Here is a 20,363-nt window from a genome sequence, read left to right as displayed (position 1 = left end):
TTACGTTCCTTTCCAGCCAATAGGAAACTTTCCTAACAGTGATCACCTGATGATCCACCGATGGACGCGCGTCCCAGGTCACTGAGAAGCTGAGCAGTCGAGAGGCAGGTGTCGACCCCATGGCAGGAACCGCCGGTACGCCGGGCACCCCGCGCGTCCTGCGCGCCATGAACGACCGCGCCGCGCTGGACCTCCTCCTGGAGCACGGCCCGCTGTCCCGCACCCGGATCGGCAAGCTCACCGGCCTGTCCAAGCCGACCGCCTCCCAGCTCCTGGCCCGCCTGGAGGCGGCCGGGCTCGTGCTCGCCACCGGCACCACCGAGGGCCGGCCCGGCCCCAACGCCCAGCTGTACGAGGTCAACCCGGCCGCCGCGTACGCCGCCGGGCTCGACGTCACCCCCGAGCGCATCCTGGCCGCCGTCGCGGACGTCACCGGCCGCACCGTCGGGTCGTACGAACTGCCCACCCCCGGCCGCCGTCCGGCCCAGCCCGTCGTCCGGCAGGTCACCGACGCCCTCGACGGCGCCGTGAAGGCGGCGGGGCTCGCCCGGGGCGACGTCCACCGGATCGTCATCGGCACCCCCGGCGCCTTCGACCCCAACACCGGCCGGCTGCGCTACGCCTCGCACCTTCCGGGCTGGCACACCCCGGCCCTGCTCGACGAACTCGCCGCCGCGCTGCCGATGCCGGTGGAGTACGAGAACGACGTCAACCTCGCCGCCGTCGCCGAACAGCGGCTCGGCGCGGCCCGCGGGCACGAGGACTTCGTCCTGCTGTGGAACGAGGGGGGCCTCGGCGCCGCGCTCGTCCTCGGCGGACGGCTGCACCGCGGCTGGACCGGCGGCGCGGGCGAGGTGGGCTTCCTCCCCGTCCCCGGCGTCCCGCTCGTCCGGCAGGTGACCCGGGCCAACAGCGGCGGCTACCAGGAGCTGGCCGGCTCCCAGGCCGTCCCGAAGCTCGCCCGCGAACTCGGCATCGAGAACATCCCCTCCGGTCCGTACGCCGAGGCCGCGGCGGCGCTCGTCGAGCGGGCGGCGGCCGAGGACACCGGCCCGCACCGGCTGCTCCTCCAGACGTACGCGACCCGGCTGGCCACCGGTCTCGCCTCGCTCGTCTCCGTCCTCGACCCCGAACTCGTCGTCCTCAGCGGCGCCTCGCTGACGGCCGGCGGCGAGGTGCTGCGCGCCCTCGTCCAGGCCGAACTGGAGGAGCTGGCCGCCGCCCGGCCCCGGCTCGTGGTCGGCGACGTCCGCGAACACCCCGTACTGCGCGGCGCGCTGGAGAGCGCGCTCGCGACCACCCGCGACGAGGTCTTCGACACCTCGCGCTGACCTCTCGACCCCACACCCCTCGCCCTAGCCCCTTGCGCCTCTGGGAGACCTCGCCATGCCCGAAAAGTCCTGGAAAGTCATACCCGATGTGTCCCGGAAGGCGGCCGTCGCGCTGGCCGCCTCCGCCTCCCTCGCCCTCCTCGCCACCGCCTGCACCGGCCAGTCGGGTTCGGGTGCGAGCGACGACGCCTCCAAGGACACGACCATCAACTTCTGGCACGCCTGGAGCGCGCCGAACGAGGTGAAGGCCGTGAAGTCGCTGGTCGCCGGCTTCGAGAAGGCCCACCCCAACATCCACGTCAACGTCGTCGGCAACATGACCGACGACAAGATCAACCAGGCGCTGCGCACGGGCGGCGACAAGGCCCCGGACGTCATCTCCTCCTTCACCACCAACAACGTCGGCAAGTTCTGCTCCTCGGGCGCCCTGGTCGACCTGAACCCGTTCTTCGAGAAGTCGGGCATCGACCCCGAGACGACGTTCCCGAAGGCGATGAACGAGTACACCCGGTTCGACGGCGACCGCTGCACGGCGCCGCTGCTGGGCGACGCCTACGGCCTCTACTACAACAAGACGGCGTTCGCGAAGGCCGGCATCAAGACCCCGCCGAAGACCTGGTCCGAGTTCGAGGCCGACGCCAAGAAGCTGACGATCGCCCAGGGCGACAGCTACAAGCAGCTCGGGTTCATGCCGGACTACCACGGCTGGGAGACGACGACCGAGCACTACTTCGGGCAGTTCTCGCCGACCTACTTCAACAAGGCCGGGAAGTCGAACCTCGCCACCGACCCCGCCTTCGAGGCCGGCTTCAGGCTGCAGAAGAAGCTGGTGGACGAGCTCGGCGGCTTCAAGAAGCTGGAGACCTTCCGCTCCAAGCTCGGCGACGAGTGGGGCCCCAAGCACCCCTTCCACACCGGTCAGGTCGCCATGCAGCTGGACGGCGAATGGCGCCTGGGCATGGCCCTGGACGCCAAGCCGAACTTCGACATCGGCGTGGCCCCGCTGCCCGTCCCGGACGACCAGGCCGCCCAGTACGGCAAGGGCTACATCACCGGCACCATCGCCGGCATCGCCGCCACCAGCCACAAGCAGAACGCGGCCTGGGAGTTCGTCAAGTACATCACCACGGACACCGACGCGGTGGTGGGCTTCTCCAACGGCATCCACAACGTCCCCTCGACGCTCGCGGCCCTGAAGTCGCCGAAGCTGAAGTACGACCCGCGCTTCAAGACGTTCCTGGACATCGCCGCGAACCCGAACTCCACCACCTCCCCCGCCTCCATCAACGGCGGCGTCTACCTCACCACGATCCAGCAGCTCGGCTACGACTACGAGAGCGGCAAGGTCACCGACCTCAAGGCGGCGCTGAAGAAGACGGCCGCGCAGATCGACACGGACATCGCGCAGGCCAAGTAGATGTCCGCGATCACCCTGGCGTCCAAGCGCCGCAGGTCGGCGCTGCGCACCCTCGCCTTCATGTCGCCCTGGCTGATCGGCTTCGCGGTCTTCTTCGCGTACCCGCTGATCTCCACGGTCTACTTCTCCTTCATGCACTACGACGGCTTCAGACCGCCGACGTGGAGCGGCTCGAAGAACTGGACCTACGTCTTCGAGCACTACCCCTTCTTCTGGCCGGCCCTGCGCAACACCCTGTGGCTGGTGCTGGTCATGGTGACCCTGCGGGTCGTCTTCGGCCTCGGCGTCGGCATGCTCATCACCAAGATCAAGACGGGCACCGGGGTGTTCCGCACCCTGTTCTACCTGCCCTACCTCGCCCCGCCGGTGGCCGCGACGATGGCGTTCGCCTTCCTGCTCAACCCCGGTACGGGCCCGGTGAACTCGATCCTGGAGAAGGCGGGCATCCCGGCCCCCGGCTGGTTCAACGACCCCTCCTGGTCCAAGCCGGCCCTCACCCTGCTCGCCCTGTGGGGCATCGGCGACCTGATGGTCATCTTCATGGCCGCGCTGCTCGACGTACCGCAGGAGCAGTACGAGGCGGCCGAGCTGGACGGGGCCTCCGCCTGGCAGCGGTTCCGGTTCGTCACCCTGCCCAACATCGCGCCGATCGTGATGTTCGCCGTCGTCACCGGCGTGATCCAGACCATGCAGTACTACACGCAGCCGCTGATCGCGGGAAAGGTCGCCTCGGGCGTGATCCAGGGCGCCGGCACCCAGTTCGAGCCCGGCTACCCGGACAAGTCGACCCTGACCCTGCCCCAGCTCGTCTACAACCTCGGCTTCCAGCGCTTCGACTACGGCTCCGCGTGTGTCGTCGCCCTCGTCCTGTTCGCCCTGTCCATGGTGTTCACCGCGTTCCTGATGCGGCGCCGGGGCGGTCTCAACCTGGCAGGTGACTGACCATGACCCAAGTCCTGGAGCGGCCGGTGCGGTTGAAGGCGCCGGTCTCCCCCGCCGAACGCACCGCCCGCCGCAGGTCGCTGCTGCAGTGGATCGCCGTGCACTCCCTCGGCGTCGCGGCCGCGCTGTTCTTCGTCCTGCCCTTCGTGTTCGTGTTCCTGACCTCCCTGATGAGCGACACCCAGGCCCTGAGCCGGGACCTGATCCCGCACACCTGGGAATGGGGCAACTACCGGAAGGTCTTCGACACCCCGGGCTTTTTGACCTGGTGGCGGAACACGCTGGTCTACGCGGGCCTGGGCACGGTCCTCACCGTCGTGTCCTCGATCCCGGTGGCGTACGCGCTCGCCAAGTTCCGCTTCCGGGGCCGCAATCTGTCGCTGATGCTGGTCATCTCGATGATGATGCTGCCGCCCCAGGTGATCATCATCCCGATGTACCTGTTCTGGGCGAAGCAGCTGGACCTCTCCGGCACGCTGTGGCCGCTGATCATCCCGATGGCGTTCGGCGACGCGTTCTCCATCTTCCTGCTGCGCCAGTTCCTGATGACCATCCCGAACGAGTACATCGACGCCGCGAAGGTGGACGGCTGCGGCGATCTGCGCACCCTGCTGAAGGTCGTCGTCCCGATGGCCAAGCCGGGGATCGCGGCCGTCGGCCTCTTCCAGTTCTTCTACGCCTGGAACGACTACTTCGGCCCGCAGATCTACGCGTCGGAGAATCCCGGCGCCTGGACCCTGTCCTACGGCCTGGAGTCGTTCAAGGGCGCGCACCACACCGACTGGAACCTCACCATGGCCGCGACCGTGCTGGTCATGGCCCCCGTGATCCTCGTGTTCTTCTTCGCCCAGAAGGCGTTCGTCGAGGGCGTCACGCTCACCGGAGTGAAGGGTTAGACACCGCATGAAACTCACCGTGGTCGGCGGAGGGTCGACCTACACCCCCGAACTCATCGACGGGTTCGCCCGCCTGCGCGACACCCTGCCCATCGAGGAACTGGTCCTGGTCGACCCGGCCGCCGAGCGCCTGGAACTCGTCGGCGGCCTCGCCCGCCGGATCTTCGCCCGGCAGGGGCACGACGGCCGCATCGTCACCACCTCCGACCTGGACGCGGGCGTCGAGGGCGCGGACGCGGTCCTGCTGCAGCTGCGGGTCGGCGGACAGGCGGCACGTCAGCAGGACGAGACCTGGCCGCTGGAGTGCGGCTGCGTGGGCCAGGAGACCACCGGCGCCGGCGGCCTGGCGAAGGCACTGCGCACGGTCCCGGTCGTCCTCGACATCGCCGAACGGGTCCGCCGCACCAACCCGGACGCCTGGATCATCGACTTCACCAACCCCGTCGGCATCGTCACCCGCGCCCTGCTGCAGGCCGGCCACAAGGCGGTCGGCCTGTGCAACGTGGCGATCGGCTTCCAGCGCAAGTTCGCGAACCTGCTCGGCGTGACGCCCGCCGACATCCACCTGGAGCACGTCGGCCTCAACCACCTCACCTGGGAGACCGGCGTACGGCTCGGCGGCCCCGAGGGCGAGAACGCGCTGCCGAAGCTGCTGGCCGAGCACGGCGACGCCATCGCCGCCGACCTGCACCTGCCGCGCGCGCTCCTGGACCGCCTCGGCGTGGTCCCCTCCTACTACCTGCGCTACTACTACGCGCACGACGAGGTCGTGGAGGAACTGCGCACCAAACCCTCCCGCGCCGCCGAAGTGGCGGAGATGGAGCGGCAGTTGCTGACGATGTACGGCGACCCGGAGCTGGCCGAGAAGCCGGCGCTGCTGGCCAAGCGGGGCGGCGCCTACTACTCGGAGGCGGCCGTGGACCTCGCGGCCGGACTGCTCGGCGCAGGAGGGTCGCCGTACCAGGTGGTGAACACCCTCAACCGCGGCACGCTGCCCTTCCTGCCCGACGACGCGGTGATCGAGGTGCAGGCGGCGGTCGGCCCCAAGGGGCCCACCCCGCTGCCCGTCCCCGCCGTCGACCCGCTGTTCGCGGGGCTCGCGGCGAACGTCACGGCCTACGAGGACCTGGCGCTGGAGGCGGCCCTGCGGGGCGGCCGGGACCGGGTGTTCCGGGCCCTGCTCGCCCACCCGCTCGTCGGCCAGTACGCCTACGCCGACGCCCTCACCGACCGACTCATCGCACACAACCGGGAGCATCTCGCGTGGGCATGACCGCACGTGTCCTCGCCGTCGACGCGGGCAACAGCAAGACCGACGTCGCCGTGGTGGCGGCCGACGGCACCGTCCTCGCCACGGCTCGCGGCGGCGGGTTCCGGCCGCCGGTGACCGGCGTGGACGCGGCCGTGGACGCCGTCGCCGCGGCGGTGGACCGAGCCTTCACCGCCTGCGGGGTGGCGTCCGTCGAGCATGTCTCCGCCTGCCTCGCCAACGCCGACTTCCCCGTGGAGGAGGAGCAGTTGGCGGCCGCGCTGCACGCGCGCGGCTGGGGCGCGTCGGTGGAGGTCCGCAACGACACCTTCGCGATCCTCAGGGCCGGCGTCACCGAGCCGCGCGGGGTCGCCGTCGTCTGCGGCGCCGGCATCAACTGCGTCGGCATGCGCCCCGACGGCCGCACCGCCCGCTTCCCGGCGCTCGGCCGCATCTCCGGCGACTGGGGCGGCGGCTGGGGACTGGCGGAGGAGGCGCTGTGGCACGCGGCGCGCGCCGAGGACGGGCGGGGCGAGCCGACGGCTCTCGCGCGCACCCTGCCCGGCCACTTCGGCCTCACCTCCATGCTCGCCCTCATCGAGGCCCTGCACCTGGAGACGGTGGCGCCCGCCCGCCGGCACGAACTGACGCCGGTCCTCTTCGCCACCGCCGCCGACGGCGATCCGGTCGCCCGCGCGATCGTCGACCGGCTCGCGGACGAGGTCGTCACCATGGCGACGGTCGCCCTCACCCGCCTCGACCTGCTGGAGGAGGAGACGCCGGTCCTGCTGGGCGGCGGCGTACTGGCCGCCCGGCACCCGCAGTTGAACGACGGCATCCGCGACCTGCTCGCCGTGCGCGCCCCGAAGGCGGTGCCCCGGGTGGTGACGGCGAGTCCGGTGCTGGGGGCGGCACTGCTGGGGCTGGACAAGGCCGGAGCGACAGCCGAGGCGCACGAGCGGGTACGGGCCCACTTCGAGCGCTGACCTGGTGGGAACCGAACTGATTCCGGCGGCGTATTCATGGGCAGGGGGTGGTGCGGGACTCCGAGTCGCGCGCCGGTGCCGTGTCCTCCGGGGGGCGGCCCCCGGGCCCCCGGGGCAACAGCACTGCGATCCGATCAAGATCCAGTGAAGACCGGTGCGCATGTCGGTCCCGGCGGCGATACTGGCGGCGACGGATGACCATGGGGGAGGTCAACAGTGACAACACCGCCGAAGAGCAGTACGGCGCCACCGGGTTCCGGCGTGCCCACCCTGCCCGCCGTACCACCGCAGCCCGCGTCCCCCGCGCCGCCCGGCCCGGCCCCCGCGCCGGAGCCCGTCCCCGCGCGCCGCACGGCCTTCGCCGAGGGCGCCGACCGGCTGCGCGCGGCCGCCACGACAGAGCCGGGGCGGCTGCGCGTCATCGGCGCGCTGCTCGCCCTCCTCGTCGTCGCCTTCGGCGCGGTCGCCGCCTGGCAGATGACGGACCGGGCGAGCGCCGCGGACGACGTCCTCAACAGCAGCCAGCCGCTCAGCTCCGACGCGGCCGAGATCTACGCCTCCCTCGCCGACGCCAACACGGCCGCGGCCAGCGGCTATCTCGCCGGTCCGCAGGAGAAGCCCTCCGTACGGCAGCGCTACCAGCGCGACATCGACACCGCGGCGGCCAAGCTGGTCACGGCCGCCGCCAGTTCCAAGGCCGGTTCGCGGTCTGCGCGGACCATCGCCGAGCTCAACAAGCTGCTTCCGGCGTACCAGGGCCTGGTGGAGACGGCCCGCGCCAACAACCGGCAGGGCTACCCGGTGGGCGGCGCCTATCTGCGCGCCGCGAACGAGACGATGCAGCACCAGATGCTGCCGAAGGCCGAGGCGCTGTACCAGCGGGAGAACCAGCGGCTGAACTCCGACTACGCGGACGCCAAGGCGTTCCCGTGGGCCGCGGTCTGCCTCGGTGTCGCCGCCCTGGCCGCGCTGGGCTGGTCCCAGCGGCGCAACTACCTGCGCACCAACCGGGTCCTCAACCACGGCCTGGTCACGGCCTCGGCCGCCTCCGTGGTGGTGCTGCTCTGGCTGGTCGTCGGCCACACCGTCGCCCGCGCCGGCCTGAACGACTCCTACGACCACGGCGTCCGCTCGCTGAACGTCCTGCACGACGCCCGCATCGCGTCGCTGACGGCCCGCAGCGACGAGAACCTCAGCCTGATCCGCCGCGGCGCCGACACCACCCTGGTCGACGACAAGCCCAAGGACACCTACGCCGTCGGGTACGACACCCAGATCGCGAAGCTGGCCGGCTCCCTCACCAAGGCCGGCTCCCTCGCCGACGACGCGGCGGGCAGGAAGCCGGTGAAGGACGCCGACAGCTTCATGCGGGCGTGGAAGGACCGGCACGCCGTCGCCCAGAAGCAGAACGACCAGGGCGACTACCGGCAGGCTCGCGACAAGGTCATCGGCGTCGGCAAGGACCCCACGAGCGTGTGCTTCGACAACGTCGACGCGGCGCTGCAGACGGCGCTCGGCCACGAGAACCGCGAGTTCCGGCAGGCCGCGAGCGGCGGCCGGGACGCGCTGGACGGACTGCCGTACGGCGCCGCCGTGCTGGCGGTCCTGGGGGCGGCCGGCGCGGTCCTGGGCATCGGCCGCAGGCTGTCGGAGTACCGGTGAGAGGGGGCGTGACGATGAACGCACGGAGTCTGACCCGGCGTCTGCGGGCCGGCCTGCGCGGCTGGGGCGGAGTGAGTGCCATGGCGGTCGTGTGCGCCCTGGCGCTGGCCTTCGTCCTGCTGCTGCCCCGGACCCAGCCGGGCGGCGCCGCCGCGGCCGACGCGGGCCAGGGGCTCGCCCACGGCGTGCAGGCCAAGGCGGACGAGAAGTGCACCGACGGCAGGCCCCCGCAGGACCACAGCCTGTCGCCGTCCGGCACCAGCGCCACCCAGGAGAACGTCGACGCCATCAAGACCCGGGGGCGTCTGGTCGTCGGCGTGGACACCAACAGCTACCGCTGGGGCTACCTCAACCCCAACAACGCCAACGGCGCGCTGGAGGGCTTCGACATCGACCTCGCCCACCGGATCGCCCGCGACCTGCTCGGCGACGCGGACAAGGTCGCGTTCAAGGCCATCCCCACCAGCCGCCGGATAGACGCCATCGACGACGGCGAGGTCGACATGGTGGTGCGCACCATGACGATCACCTGCGACCGCCTGGACCAGGTCGACTTCTCGGCGCCCTACTTCAAGACGGGCCAGCAGGTCCTCGCGCCCAAGAACTCCACGATCACCGGATACAACGCGACCCTCGCCGGCAAGAAGGTGTGCTCCGCGGCGACCTCCACGGCCCTCGACAACCTCAAGGCGGACAAGGGCCACAAGATCCCCGCGTCCACCGACATCGGCACGGTCGTGCCCAACCAGCTCGACTGCCTGGTGAAGTTGCAGCTCGGCGAGGTCGACGCGGTCGTCACCGACGGCGCGCTCGCCGCCAGCCAGGCCGCGCAGGACCCGACGGTGGAGCTCAAGGGCGGCCTGTTCACCGACGAGTACTACGGCGTGGCGATGAAGAAGGGCTCGGAGGATCTGGTACGCCAGGTCAACCGGACCCTGGCGAACTACATCAAGGACGGCGGCTGGGCCGACTCGTACAAGACGTGGCTGCACCCCACGATAGACCAGGACAACAAGAAGTCGCCGTCGGCGACCCCTCCCGAAGCCACCTACCGGTGACCGATCATCGACTGACGGACGACTGACGGATGACGACAGCAGCGAGAGGTGATCGATGGGCGTCACGGACCCCGCCGGGCCGGTGATGGACCGGGACGAGGTGGACCGTGCGCTGGCGCGGCTCGGCGCGGAGCACGAGGCGATCGAGACCTCGCTCCTGGCCCTGCAGGACCACGCGGGCCGCAGACTCCTCGAAGGTGCCGAGCTGACCGGTGTCACCAAGGAGCGCTGGGCGTCCGCGGAGGCGTCGATCACGCTGCTGTGGGCGTACTTCGACGCCTACTCCGACGCGTTGCGCTCCGCCCGGGAGATCCGTGCCCGCCGCCGCTGGTCCAGCCGCGAGGACCTGGTGGAGCTGACGGAACTGCTGCGCGGCGAGTCCGTCACGCTGGCCGGTTCCACGACCGCCGTGGCCAACGCGCCGACCCTGCAGGGCGGTTCGGGGCGGCTGAGCGAGCAGTTCTCGCTGTCGGCGCTGGTGGACCGGATGAACGACCTGTACGCGACGAGCCTGGACATGGTCGTCGCCGCCGACGCGGTGTGGTCGGCGCTGCCCGCCCGGATCGATTTACTCGCCGCGGAACTCCAGCGCACCCGCAAGCTCGCCCACTCCGTCGGCGTGCGCCCCGGCGAGCACCCGGCCGGCGACGACCTGGAGCGCATCACCCGCACGCTGACGTCCCTGCGCGAGCAGGTGGTGTCCGACCCGCTCGCCTACTGGGTCCCGGCGCAGGGCAGTTCGGCGCCCGGCGGCGGCCGTCCGGACCTGACGGTGTACGACCGTCAGGCGCGCGCCCTGGAGGACGTGCGCCGGGAGATCGACGCCGTGCTCACCGTCCGGCAGGACGCCGAGCAGCGGCTGATCCGGCTGCGGGACGTGCTCAGCCGCGCCGACCGCACGCTCGCCGAGGCGCGCACGGCGCGCGGCGAGGTCCTCGCGAAGATCGCCGCGACCGAGGTGCCGGTGGTCAGCGGCCCGCCGACCGCGCTGCAGGAGCAGCTGGCGACGGCCGCCGAGTACCGCAGGCACGCCCAGTGGCACCGCCTGTCCCCGCTGCTGGAGTCGCTGGAGCAGAAGGCGGAGGACGAACTGCTGCGCGCCCGCGAGTCGCTGACCGCGGTCACCGCGCCGCTGGCGGTCCGCGCGGAGCTGCGCGGCCGTCTCGACGCCTACAAGGCGAAGGTCGCCCGGCACGGGCTCGCCGAGGACCCGTTCCTGATCGAGCGGTACGACGCGGCCCGCCGCATGCTGTGGAGCGCGCCCTGCGACCTGCGCGTCGCCGAACAGGCCGTGCTGCGCTACCAGCGGGCGGCCGCCGAACTGCTCGGCGCCCCGCGGGTGCCGGAGCAGGGAGGTCCCGAAGACCGTAGGGGGGAGTCATGAGCCAGGCACAGCAGACCTGCCAGCGGCCGGACTGCGAGGGATCGTACGAGGACGTCGGCGGCGGCGAGCTGTACTGCGACACCTGCGGTCTCGCGCCGGTCGTCGCGCCGGGCAGCCCGTCCTCCGCGAGCGGCGCCACGGGCTCGGCCGGCGACAACGACGGCTCGGGCAGCGGCGGTTCACGCCCGACCGGCCGGGGCAGCTCGCGTACGTCGTCGCAGTCGTCGAAGTCCCGGCGCTCGGTGTCGGGGCGGCTCTCGCGCTCCCTGTCGGGCGCTACCTCGGCGCGTTCGGTGTCGGTGCGCAGCTCCGGTTCCAGCTCCGGCACCAGTGGCCGCGGCCGGCTCGGCGCGGGTCTGGTGCAGGTGCCGGACGTGCCGCGGCCCGACCCGCGCGCGATGGTCCTGGAGAACCCCGAGGTGCCCGAGCGCAAGCGGTTCTGCTCGCGCTCGGACTGCGGTGCCCCGGTGGGCCGTTCGCGGGAGGAGCGGCCGGGCCGCACGGAGGGCTTCTGCACCAAGTGCGGCCACCCGTACTCGTTCGTGCCGAAGCTGAAGGCCGGCGACGTGGTGCACGGTCAGTACGAGGTCGCGGGCTGCCTGGCGCACGGCGGGCTCGGCTGGGTCTACCTGGCGGTGGACAAGGCGGTGTCCGACCGGTGGGTGGTCCTCAAGGGCCTGCTGGACACCGGTGACCAGGACGCGATGGCGGCGGCGATCTCCGAGCGGCGCTTCCTCGCCGAGATCGAGCACGCCAACATCGTGCGGATCTACAACTTCGTGGAGCACCTCGACCAGCGCACCGGCTCCATGGACGGCTACATCGTCATGGAGTACGTCGGCGGCAAGTCGCTGAAGGAGATCGCCAACGACCGCCGCACCCCGGACGGCAAGCGGGACCCGCTGCCGGTGGAGCAGGCGTGCGCCTACGGCATCGAGGCGCTGGAGGCGCTCGGCCATCTGCACAGCCGCAACCTGCTGTACTGCGACTTCAAGGTCGACAACGCCATCCAGACCGAGGACCAGCTCAAGCTCATCGACATGGGCGCGGTGCGCCGCATGGACGACGACGAGTCGGCCATCTACGGCACGGTGGGCTACCAGGCGCCGGAGGTCGCGGAGGTCGGCCCGTCGGTGGCGAGCGACCTGTACACGGTCGCCCGCACCCTGGCCGTGCTGACCTTCGACTTCCAGGGCTACACGAACGTCTTCGTGGACTCCCTGCCGGACCCGGACAACATCGAGGTCTTCCGCGAGTACGAGTCCTTCTACCGCCTGCTGGTCCGCGCCACCGACCCCGACCCGGCCCGCCGCTTCGCCTCCGCGCAGGAGATGGGCGAGCAGCTGACCGGGGTGCTGCGGGAGGTCGTGTCGCTGCAGACGGGGCGGGCGCGGCCGGCGCTGTCTACCCTGTTCGGACCCGAACTGCGGGTCACGGACCCGGAGTTGTTCCCGAAGCTGCACGGCGAGGTGTCCCGGCTCGGGGCGCGGGCGGTGCTGCCGCGGAAGGCGCCGGCCCGGCTCCCCGGGTCCGGCGACCCTTCCCCGGGGATCGTCAAGCCGGTCGACTCCCCCGCCGCCGCCCTCGCGCTGCCGATCCCGCGGGTCGATCCCGCCGATCCCAACGCCGGTTTCCTGGCGGGCCTGATGACGACCGCGCCGGCCGAACTGCTCGGGGCGCTCTCGGCGGCGCCCGCCCAGTCCGTCGAGACCCGGCTGCGGCAGATCCGGGCCTGGCTGGAGAACGGCGACTCCGAGGCCGCCCTGACCTCGCTGGCCACCCTCGAGGACGAGGAACCGGACGACTGGCGGGTGGTCTGGTACCGCGGCGTGGCCGCGCTGGTCACCGGCGACCAGGAGGGCGCGGCGCTCGCCTTCGACGCGATCTACGACGCCTTCCCCGGCGAGATGGCGCCGAAGCTGGCGCTGGGCCTGTGCGCGGAGATGCTCGGCCAGCTGGACAACGCCGCCGAGTACTACCGGCTGGTGTGGTCGACCGACCCGAGCTATGTGAGCGCCGCCTTCGGGCTGGCCCGCGTCCAGCTCGCCGCCGGGGACCGGCGAAGTGCCGTGGGCACGCTGGAGTCGGTGCCGGAGTCGTCCATCCACTACACGGCCGCGCGCGTAGCCGCCGTACGGGCGCGGCTGCGCGGGCGCACGGCGGTGCCCGGGGACGTACCGTTCCTGGAGGACCTGACGGCCGCCGCCGGGCAGGTCGAGGCGCTGGACGCGTACGGCCTGGACCCGGCGCGCCGGGAGCAGTTGTCGGCCGAGGTCCTCGGGTGCGCCCTGGACTGGATACTCTCCGGGGGCCGGGGTTCCGCGCCCGAAGGGCGGCGGACGCTGCTCGGCAGCGAGCTGGACGAGCGGGGACTCCGCTTCGGCCTGGAGCGTTCGTACCGCACGCTCGCCCGGCTGGCGCGGGGCGGCGAGGAGAGGATCGACCTGGTGGAACGAGCCAACCGTTACCGCCCCCGGACGTGGGTGTAGTTGATGTCGCAGATGCCCCAGTTGTCCGCCTGCCCGAGCTGCGAATGGCCGCTCGAGTCGGGTGACCGTTTCTGCGGTGCGTGCGGATACGACCTGTCCGCACTGCCGCCACGGCCGGACGACCACCCGACGGTCGCGCTGAACAGCCCGGTGGCGGCCCACGAGGGTACGGACCGGCCCGTCGCGCCGGAACCGGCCGGGCCGCCGGCCCCGGAGGCGGGCGGTGTCCCGCTGCCGCCGCAGGCGCCGCCGACCGGTTCGCCGGTCTCCCCGGCCTCCGGTGTGCGCTTCGACCGGCCGCCGGAGCCCGAGGAGTACCCGTTGCAGGCGCCCGACCCGCGCGTCGCCGACCTCTCCGCGCCCGGCGGGGAGCCCAAGCTGTGTGTGGCCTGCCGGGCGGGCCGCGTGGACGGCGACGGCTACTGCGAGAACTGCGGGCACGCCCAGCCCCGAGAGCGCGACCACATGGAGCAGGAGTGCGGCCCGCTGGCCGCGGTCAGCGACCGCGGGCTGCGCCACCACCGCAACGAGGACGCCTTCGGCATCGGCCACACCGCCCTGCCCGACGGCACCCCGGCCTCGGTGGCGATCGTGTGCGACGGCGTCTCCTCCGCGACCCGCCCCGACGACGCCTCCCTCGCCGCCGCCCGGGCCGCGAGCGAGTCGGTGCTCGCCGCCCTGCCCCGGGGCACGCACCCCCAGCAGGCCCTGCACGACGCGATCGTCGCCGCCTCGCACGCGGTCAACGCCCTGGCCGACGAGCCCGCCACGGCCCGCGAGCACGCCCCGCACCAGAACGCGCCCGCCTGCACGATCGTCGGCGCCGTCGTCACCTCCGGCCTGCTGGTCGTCGGCTGGGTCGGCGACAGCCGCGCCTACTGGGTCCCGGTGGACCGCTCCTCGCCCCCGGCCCGGCTCACCGAGGACGACTCCTGGGCCGCGCAGATGGTCGCCGCGGGCCTGATGAACGAGGCCGAGGCCTACGCCGACGAGCGCGCCCACGCGATCACCGGCTGGCTCGGCGCGGACGCCTACGAACTGGACCCGCACACCGCCTCCTTCAAGCCGGACCGGCCGGGCGTGGTGGTGGTGTGCACCGACGGACTGTGGAACTACGCGGAGGCGGCGCAGGAGATGGCCGAGGCCGTCCCCGCGGACGCCGACCGGCACCCCCTGCACAGCGCCCGGGTGCTGGTGGGTCACGCCCTGGACGGCGGGGGCCACGACAACGTAACAGTGGCCGTCGTGCCGTTCCCGGCCGTGTCCCAGGGGGCAGGATCGGCCTGAGGCCGCACACGGGGAGGCCCGGCGGACCGGAGGGGACCGGTCCGCTTCCAGTCATCGCCTCACGGCTGTGAGGTGCGCGAGGGGGATTCGATCAGGCATGGCCAATTTCTCGAAGTCGAACGTGCCGCAGTTCTCGATGGACGTGTACCAGAACGAGTACCTGCCCGAGGGCGGCCGCGAGGTCAACGCGATCGTCACGGTGACCGCCACCGGCGGCGGCACCGTCGGCGGCGCGGTCACGGCGCCTCAGCTGTACTCGCCCGGCCAGGGCCCGTCCGCGGCCGTGGCGCTCATGGTCGACTGCTCCGGCTCGATGGACTACCCGCCGACCAAGATGCGCAACGCCCGCGACGCGACGGCGGCCGCGATCGACACCCTGCGCGACGGGGTGCACTTCGCGGTGATCGGCGGCACACACGTCGCCAAGGAGGTCTACCCCGGCGGCGGGCGCGTCGCGGTGGCCGACGCCACCACCCGGGAGCAGGCCAAGCAGGCGCTGCGCAAGCTCAGCGCGGGCGGCGGCACGGCGATCGGCACCTGGCTGCGGCTGGCCGACCGCCTGCTGTCCTCCGCCGACGTCACCATCCGGCACGGCATCCTGCTCACCGACGGCCGCAACGAGCACGAGTCGCCCGAGGACCTCAGGGCCGCCCTGGACTCCTGCGCCGGACGGTTCACCTGTGACGCACGCGGCGTGGGCACCGACTGGGAAGTGAAAGAGGTCACAGGCATCGCCTCGGCCTTGCTCGGCACCGCCGACATCGTCGCCGACCCGGCCGGCCTCGCCGCCGACTTCACGCGGATGATGGAGACGGCGATGGGCAAGGAGGTCGGCGACGTCGCCCTCAGGCTGTGGACGCCGGTGGGCACGACCATCAAGTTCGTCAAGCAGGTCGCCCCCACCGTGGAGGAGCTCACCGACCGCCGCAGCGAGGCCGGCCCGCGCGCCGGGGACTACCCCACCGGCTCCTGGGGGGACGAGTCCCGTGACTACCACGTCTGCGTGGAGGTGCCCCCGGCCGCCGTCGGCCGGGAGATGCTCGCCGCCCGCGTCTCCCTGGTCGTCCCGCGGCCCGACGGCACCGCGGAGAACCTGGGCGCCCAGGGCCTCGTCCGGGCCGTGTGGACCGACGACATGACGGCGTCGACGTCGATCAACCCGCAGGTCGCCCACTACACGGGCCAGGCCGAGCTGGCCCGGGCCATCCAGCAGGGGCTCGATCTGCGCAAAGCGGGAGATTTCGATGGAGCAACGGCCAAACTGGGCAGGGCCGTTCAGCTCGCGAGCGTCTCGGGGAACGCGGATACTGCGAAACTGCTTGCGAAGGTGGTGGACGTCGTCGACGCGGCGACAGGTACTGTGCGACTGAAGGCGAAGGTCGCGGAGGCCGACGAGATGACTCTCGAGACACGGTCGACAAAGACTGTTCGTGTAAAGAAGTGACCGTCAAGACTCCACGCGAAGTGACCTGAAACGAACGAAGGAGGGACGCGCCGACATGCCGACCTGCCCGAACGGACACCAGTCGGGTTCCGACGACTGGTGCGAGGTCTGCGGTCACCGCATGGCCGGTGCCGTACCTCCGCCCCCGCCCCCGCCGCCCCCCGCGGGCGGTGGCTACGGCTTCCCGCCGCCGCAGGGCGCCCAGCCCGGCGGCCGCCCCCCGCATCTGTCCGCCGTGCCGGACCCGGAGCCCGAGCTGTGCCCGCAGTGCCGCACGCCCCGCGAGGGCGGTGCGCCGTTCTGCGAGGAGTGCCGGTGGAACTTCCTCACCAACACGGCGACCTCGTACACCCCGGCCGCCCCGCGCCCACCGGCCCCCGGCCCGAACGCGCGCTACCAGCAGCCGCCCGGCCCGTCCTACGGCGGCGGTGACGCGTACGAGTACCAGGGCTCGCGCCCGTCGCAGGTGAACCGGCCCGCCGAGCCGATCCCGCCGTTCGGCGGCGAACCCTCCGGCCCCACCCCCTTCGGCAACGACTCCCGGCCCGGCCCCCCGCAGGGCTTCGGCAACGACCCGCGCCCGGGCGGCCCCTCCGGCTACGGCAACGACCCCCGCCCCGGCGGTCCCGCAGGCTACGGCAACGACCCCCGGCCGGGCGGTCCCTCGAACTTCGGCCCCGACACCTCCCGCCCCGTCCCGCCCGGCCCGGCGCCGACCGCGGGCGGTCCCGGCGGTGCCGGTGGCGGCATCCCGCAGGCGTTCCAGCAGCCCGGCCCGTCCGGCCCGCCCGCTCCGCCTGCGTTCCCGCGCGAGACGCAGCGCCCGCCGCAGGGCGGCCCGTCCTTCGGCGGCAACGAGGACGACTGGGTGATCTCCCCGCCGTCGTCCGGCCCCGGCGCCCCGGGCGGTCCCGGCGGCGGCTACGGCTACCCGCAGCCCGGCACCACCCAGGCCCCGCCGCCCGGTCAGGGCTTCCAGCAGGCGCCGCCGCAGGCCGGCCCGGCGACCTGGACGGCGACGATCGGGCCGGACCGCGAGTACTTCATGGCGATGATGCAGCGCTCGGGTCCGGAGGCCGCGGGTCTGAACCTGCCCGCGTACTCGCCCGAGCAGCAGCGCACGCTCTCCGGCAACCAGATCACCATCGGCCGCCGCCGCCACTCCACCGGCGACACCCCGGACATCGACCTGTCGGTGCCGCCGGAGGACCCGGGCGTCTCGCACCAGCACGCGGTGCTGGTGCAGCAGCCGGACGGCAGCTGGGCGGTCGTCGACCAGAACTCCACGAACGGCACGACGGTCAACGGCTCCGAGGAGCCGATCCAGCCCTTCGTGCCGGTACCGCTGCAGGACGGCGACCGGGTGCACGTGGGCGCCTGGACGACGATCACCGTCCGCCGGGGCTGAGCGGTCAGCGGGCCGGCAGGGGCCAGGCGTACGGCCCCTCCGGGTCGTCCAGCCAGGCCCACTCGCCGCCGCCGTCGACCGTGACGCCGTACCGCTCGCGCCGCGGCCTGCCCTCGCGCTCCCACAGGACGTACGCCTCCTGCGGGTCGAGGGTGCCGCGCGTGAGGGCGGACAGGAAGCGGAAGTTGTCGTCGCCGCGGGCGGGGGCCGGGACGTTGCCGAGGTGGGCCGGCTCCGGCTCGGGGCGGCTCTCGCCGCGCAGCGGCACGAAGTAGGCCGGGGTGTGCAGGAAGCGCCCCTCGGCGTGGCCGGCGTCCTCGACGGTCAGGGCGATCAGCCCGGTGGCGAGCGGGGTCAGCACGCGGGCGCCCGGGGCGCACTGGGCGAGCCAGGCGAGCGGCACCGAGGACAGCGTGCAGGTCGCCATGATCCGGTCGAAGGGCGCGCGTTCGGGGACTCCGCGGGCGCCGTCGCCGGTGACGACGACGGGGCGGTGGCCGGCCGCGGCCAGGTGCCGCCGGGCCGTCTCCGTGATCTCGGGGTAGAGGTCGACCGTGGTGACCAGGTCGTCGTCGCCGAGCCGGTGGGCGAGCAGGGCCGCGTTGTAGCCGGTGCCGGTGCCGACCTCCAGGACCCGGTCGCCGTCCCGCACACGCAGTTCGGCCAGCATCCTCGCCATGAGCGAGGGCTGGCTGCTGGAGGAGACCAGGTCGCCGTCGCGCAGCCGGGTGGCCAGCGGGGCGTCGGCGTAGGCGCCGCGCATCCACTTCTCCCGCGCGGCCCGGTCCGGGCTCTCGCCCCACCGCCGCTCGTACCCGCCCCGGACGCCGACGTAGTAGTACGGCACGAACAGATGGCGCGGAACCGCCTGGAACGCCTCCCGCCACACCGGGTCGCCCTCCCAGGCCCCGCTGCGCTCGATCTCCCGTACCAGCGCCGCCCGCGCGGTGACGGCGAGGTCCGCCAGTTCCTCGTCGAGGGTGTGCGCGCCCATACGTCCACTGTGCACCCGGATGCCTGGGGACCTAAGCCTCAAGTCCTGGTTCCCGGCGTCTGAGAGCATGGAGCACGTGAAAGAGATCCGGCGCGGCACGCTTGAGACGCAGACCTTCTACGAGCAGGTCGGCGGGGAGGAGACCTTCCGCCGCCTCGTCCACCGCTTCTACGAGGGTGTGGCGGACGACCCCGTCCTGCGGCCCATGTATCCCGAGGAGGACCTCGGGCCGGCCGAGGAGCGCCTGACGCTGTTCCTGATCCAGTACTGGGGCGGCCCGACGACGTACAGCGACCACCGCGGCCACCCGCGGCTGCGCATGCGGCACGCGCCGTTCGTGGTGAACCGCGAGGCGCACGACGCCTGGCTGCGGCACATGCGGACCGCCGTCGACGACCTCGGCCTGTCCGAGGAGCACGAGCAGGAGCTGTGGCGGTATCTGACCTACGCGGCCGCCTCGATGATCAACACTCCGGACTGAAACCGGTCACGATCCGGTCAAGTTCGATCTACAAGCGCTTACCCGGGACCCCGCCCCTCTGACAGCATCGCCGGAAGGTCCGGACGTCGTCCGGACGGCCACGGGGGGTCGGGGTGACGGGGTTCGGTGCGCTCGCGCGGTTCGTCGTGCTGCGTGCCCGCGCCCACCGCCTGCTGCTGGCCGCCGCCCTGCTCACCGTCCTGCTGACCACGGCGGTCCTCGCCACCCTCACCGCCTACGCGGGCGCGATCGGCGACGCGGCCCTGCGCCACTCCCTGCGCGACCCGCGCACGGCCGCCGACAGCGCCCTGATCGTCAGGTCCGAGGTGCCCGCGGACCGGCGGGCCGCCGCCGACACCGCCGTACGGCAGGCCGCGCGCCGCACCTTCGACGGACTGCCGGTGACCGTGCGGACGCTGGTGCGCTCCGGCCCGTACGCGCTGCCCCGCTCGCTGCAGCCGCCCGCCGAGCGGTCCGGCGACCCCGACCTCACCTACGTCGCCGCGCTGGACGCCACACAGGTGCGGATCGTCGAGGGCCGCATGCCCCGGCAGGCCGCCGGTGTCGAGGCGGCCCTGCCGCAGACCGCGGCCCGCCGCCTGGGGCTGAGGCCCGGCGCCCGGCTCACCCTCACCGACCGGCTCGGCGGCCCGAAGGTACGGGTCACGCTGACCGGCCTGTACCGGCCGGTGGCGGCCGACGCGCCCTACTGGCGGCTCGACGACCTCGGCGGCCGCGGCGTCACGACCGTCGACTTCACGACGTACGGGCCCCTGCTCGCCGCCCCCGGCGTCCTGAGCGGCGGCAAGGTCAGCGCCGGGCAGTCCTCCTGGCTGGTGGCGGCCGACTTCTCCACGCTCACCACCGACCGCATCGGCGAGCTGCGCGCCGCGGCCCGCGCGGGCGGCGCGGCGCTGCGCCGGCAACCCGCGCTCGGCGGCTCCACGGCCGTGACCACCGGCCTGCCCGACGTCCTCGACCGCGTCGAACGCTCCCTGCTCGTCTCCCGTTCCACCCTGCTGATCGTCGCCCTGCAACTGGGCCTCCTCGCCGGCTGCGCCCTGCTGCTGGTGGCCCGGCTGCTGAGCGCCGAACGCAGCGGCGAGACCCGGGTACTGCGGGCCCGCGGCGCCTCCCGCGCCCGGATCGCCGCGTTCGCCGCGCTGGAGGCGCTGTTCCTCGCCGTGCCCGCAGTGGTGTGCGCGCCGCTGCTGTCGGGGCCGCTCACCCGGCTGATGGCCGGACAGGGCGCGCTGGCCCGGATCGGCCTGCACCCGGACGTGCCGGCCGCCGGCCGGCCCGGGGTGTGGCTGGTGGCGGCCGGCGTGGCGCTGG

16 protein-coding genes are annotated in these 20,363 nt (G+C 72.9%); 15 read left to right on the top strand and 1 reads right to left on the bottom strand.

The window, feature by feature from the left end:
- Window positions 1–119 precede the first annotated feature (119 nt).
- The 13 genes from M8J74_RS19355 to M8J74_RS19295 all read left to right on the top strand — a co-directional run bounded on the left by M8J74_RS19355 (window position 120) and on the right by M8J74_RS19295 (window position 17,553).
- A complete protein-coding gene (locus tag M8J74_RS19355) occupies window positions 120–1,331 on the top strand; it encodes an ROK family transcriptional regulator (protein WP_249837626.1) in 1,212 nt (403 codons plus the stop codon).
- 55 nt (window positions 1,332–1,386) lie between these two features.
- Window positions 1,387–2,748, top strand: coding sequence for an ABC transporter substrate-binding protein (locus M8J74_RS19350; RefSeq protein ID WP_249837625.1), 1,362 nt, complete (start codon window positions 1,387–1,389; stop codon window positions 2,746–2,748).
- The gene (locus M8J74_RS19345; RefSeq protein WP_249837624.1) at window positions 2,749–3,690 is read left to right on the top strand and encodes a carbohydrate ABC transporter permease; all 942 of its coding nucleotides are present in this window, start codon (window positions 2,749–2,751) and stop codon (window positions 3,688–3,690) included.
- A 2-nt stretch (window positions 3,691–3,692) separates the two neighbouring features.
- A complete protein-coding gene (locus tag M8J74_RS19340) occupies window positions 3,693–4,586 on the top strand; it encodes a carbohydrate ABC transporter permease (protein ID WP_249837623.1) in 894 nt (297 codons plus the stop codon).
- Between the two features lie 7 nt (window positions 4,587–4,593).
- On the top strand, window positions 4,594–5,859 hold the full coding sequence (locus M8J74_RS19335) for a 6-phospho-beta-glucosidase (RefSeq protein WP_249837622.1): 1,266 nt from the start codon (window positions 4,594–4,596) through the stop codon (window positions 5,857–5,859).
- Window positions 5,850–6,821 carry an N-acetylglucosamine kinase gene (locus M8J74_RS19330; RefSeq protein ID WP_249837621.1) on the top strand — a complete coding sequence of 324 codons (972 nt, stop codon included), beginning with the start codon at window positions 5,850–5,852 and terminating at the stop codon, window positions 6,819–6,821. The genes M8J74_RS19335 and M8J74_RS19330 overlap by 10 nt, the downstream gene beginning before the upstream one ends.
- A gap of 216 nt (window positions 6,822–7,037) precedes the next feature.
- On the top strand, window positions 7,038–8,483 hold the full coding sequence (locus tag M8J74_RS19325; RefSeq protein WP_249837620.1) for a GlnX family signal transduction membrane protein: 1,446 nt from the start codon (window positions 7,038–7,040) through the stop codon (window positions 8,481–8,483).
- A 14-nt stretch (window positions 8,484–8,497) separates the two neighbouring features.
- Entirely contained in the window at window positions 8,498–9,541 is a 1,044-nt protein-coding gene (locus M8J74_RS19320; RefSeq protein ID WP_249837619.1) for a glutamate ABC transporter substrate-binding protein, read from the top strand.
- Between the two features lie 55 nt (window positions 9,542–9,596).
- Window positions 9,597–10,925 carry a coiled-coil domain-containing protein gene (locus tag M8J74_RS19315; protein ID WP_058925240.1) on the top strand — a complete coding sequence of 443 codons (1,329 nt, stop codon included), beginning with the start codon at window positions 9,597–9,599 and terminating at the stop codon, window positions 10,923–10,925.
- On the top strand, window positions 10,922–13,414 hold the full coding sequence (locus tag M8J74_RS19310) for a serine/threonine-protein kinase (protein WP_249837618.1): 2,493 nt from the start codon (window positions 10,922–10,924) through the stop codon (window positions 13,412–13,414). Before M8J74_RS19315 ends, M8J74_RS19310 begins: the two co-directional genes overlap by 4 nt.
- Before the next feature lie 3 nt (window positions 13,415–13,417).
- Complete coding sequence (locus M8J74_RS19305) at window positions 13,418–14,701, top strand: PP2C family protein-serine/threonine phosphatase (protein WP_249837617.1); 1,284 nt, start codon at window positions 13,418–13,420, stop codon at window positions 14,699–14,701.
- Between the two features lie 97 nt (window positions 14,702–14,798).
- Complete coding sequence (locus M8J74_RS19300; protein WP_058925238.1) at window positions 14,799–16,145, top strand: vWA domain-containing protein; 1,347 nt, start codon at window positions 14,799–14,801, stop codon at window positions 16,143–16,145.
- Window positions 16,146–16,200: 55 nt separating this feature from the next.
- Window positions 16,201–17,553: an FHA domain-containing protein gene (locus M8J74_RS19295; protein WP_249837616.1), complete on the top strand. Its 1,353-nt coding sequence runs from the start codon at window positions 16,201–16,203 to the stop codon at window positions 17,551–17,553.
- Window positions 17,554–17,557: 4 nt separating this feature from the next.
- Here the strand turns inward: M8J74_RS19295 and M8J74_RS19290 are convergent, their stop codons facing one another.
- Window positions 17,558–18,547 carry a methyltransferase domain-containing protein gene (locus tag M8J74_RS19290; protein WP_249837615.1) on the bottom strand — a complete coding sequence of 330 codons (990 nt, stop codon included), beginning with the start codon at window positions 18,545–18,547 and terminating at the stop codon, window positions 17,558–17,560.
- A gap of 67 nt (window positions 18,548–18,614) precedes the next feature.
- Between M8J74_RS19290 and M8J74_RS19285 the strand changes: the two genes are divergently transcribed.
- Window positions 18,615–19,028, top strand: a complete 414-nt coding sequence (locus tag M8J74_RS19285) for a globin (protein ID WP_058925234.1) — start codon at window positions 18,615–18,617, stop codon at window positions 19,026–19,028.
- A 113-nt stretch (window positions 19,029–19,141) separates the two neighbouring features.
- On the top strand, window positions 19,142–20,363 hold a 1,222-nt coding region (locus M8J74_RS19280; RefSeq protein ID WP_308406071.1), incomplete at its 3' end, for an FtsX-like permease family protein.

It is taken from the genome of Streptomyces panaciradicis, from assembly GCF_023516615.1.
GTDB classification, from domain to species: domain Bacteria; phylum Actinomycetota; class Actinomycetes; order Streptomycetales; family Streptomycetaceae; genus Streptomyces; species Streptomyces panaciradicis.
Note: the sequence above shows the minus strand (reverse complement) of the source record. Positions and strands in the feature narration are given on the sequence as shown.

Excerpts from the sequence above, each read along its gene's own strand:
- M8J74_RS19355 (WP_249837626.1), top strand. The coding sequence starts at position 120 with ATGGCAGGAACCGCCGGTACGCCGGGCACCCCGCGCGTCCTGCGCGCC.
- M8J74_RS19350 (WP_249837625.1), top strand. The coding sequence starts at position 1,387 with ATGCCCGAAAAGTCCTGGAAAGTCATACCCGATGTGTCCCGGAAGGCG.
- M8J74_RS19345 (WP_249837624.1), top strand. The coding sequence starts at position 2,749 with ATGTCCGCGATCACCCTGGCGTCCAAGCGCCGCAGGTCGGCGCTGCGC.
- M8J74_RS19340 (WP_249837623.1), top strand. The coding sequence starts at position 3,693 with ATGACCCAAGTCCTGGAGCGGCCGGTGCGGTTGAAGGCGCCGGTCTCC.
- M8J74_RS19335 (WP_249837622.1), top strand. The coding sequence starts at position 4,594 with ATGAAACTCACCGTGGTCGGCGGAGGGTCGACCTACACCCCCGAACTC.
- M8J74_RS19320 (WP_249837619.1), top strand. The coding sequence starts at position 8,498 with ATGAACGCACGGAGTCTGACCCGGCGTCTGCGGGCCGGCCTGCGCGGC.
- M8J74_RS19315 (WP_058925240.1), top strand. The coding sequence starts at position 9,597 with ATGGGCGTCACGGACCCCGCCGGGCCGGTGATGGACCGGGACGAGGTG.
- M8J74_RS19310 (WP_249837618.1), top strand. The coding sequence starts at position 10,922 with ATGAGCCAGGCACAGCAGACCTGCCAGCGGCCGGACTGCGAGGGATCG.
- M8J74_RS19305 (WP_249837617.1), top strand. The coding sequence starts at position 13,418 with ATGTCGCAGATGCCCCAGTTGTCCGCCTGCCCGAGCTGCGAATGGCCG.
- M8J74_RS19300 (WP_058925238.1), top strand. The coding sequence starts at position 14,799 with ATGGCCAATTTCTCGAAGTCGAACGTGCCGCAGTTCTCGATGGACGTG.
- M8J74_RS19295 (WP_249837616.1), top strand. The coding sequence starts at position 16,201 with ATGCCGACCTGCCCGAACGGACACCAGTCGGGTTCCGACGACTGGTGC.
- M8J74_RS19290 (WP_249837615.1), bottom strand. The coding sequence starts at position 18,547 with ATGGGCGCGCACACCCTCGACGAGGAACTGGCGGACCTCGCCGTCACC.
- M8J74_RS19285 (WP_058925234.1), top strand. The coding sequence starts at position 18,615 with ATGGAGCACGTGAAAGAGATCCGGCGCGGCACGCTTGAGACGCAGACC.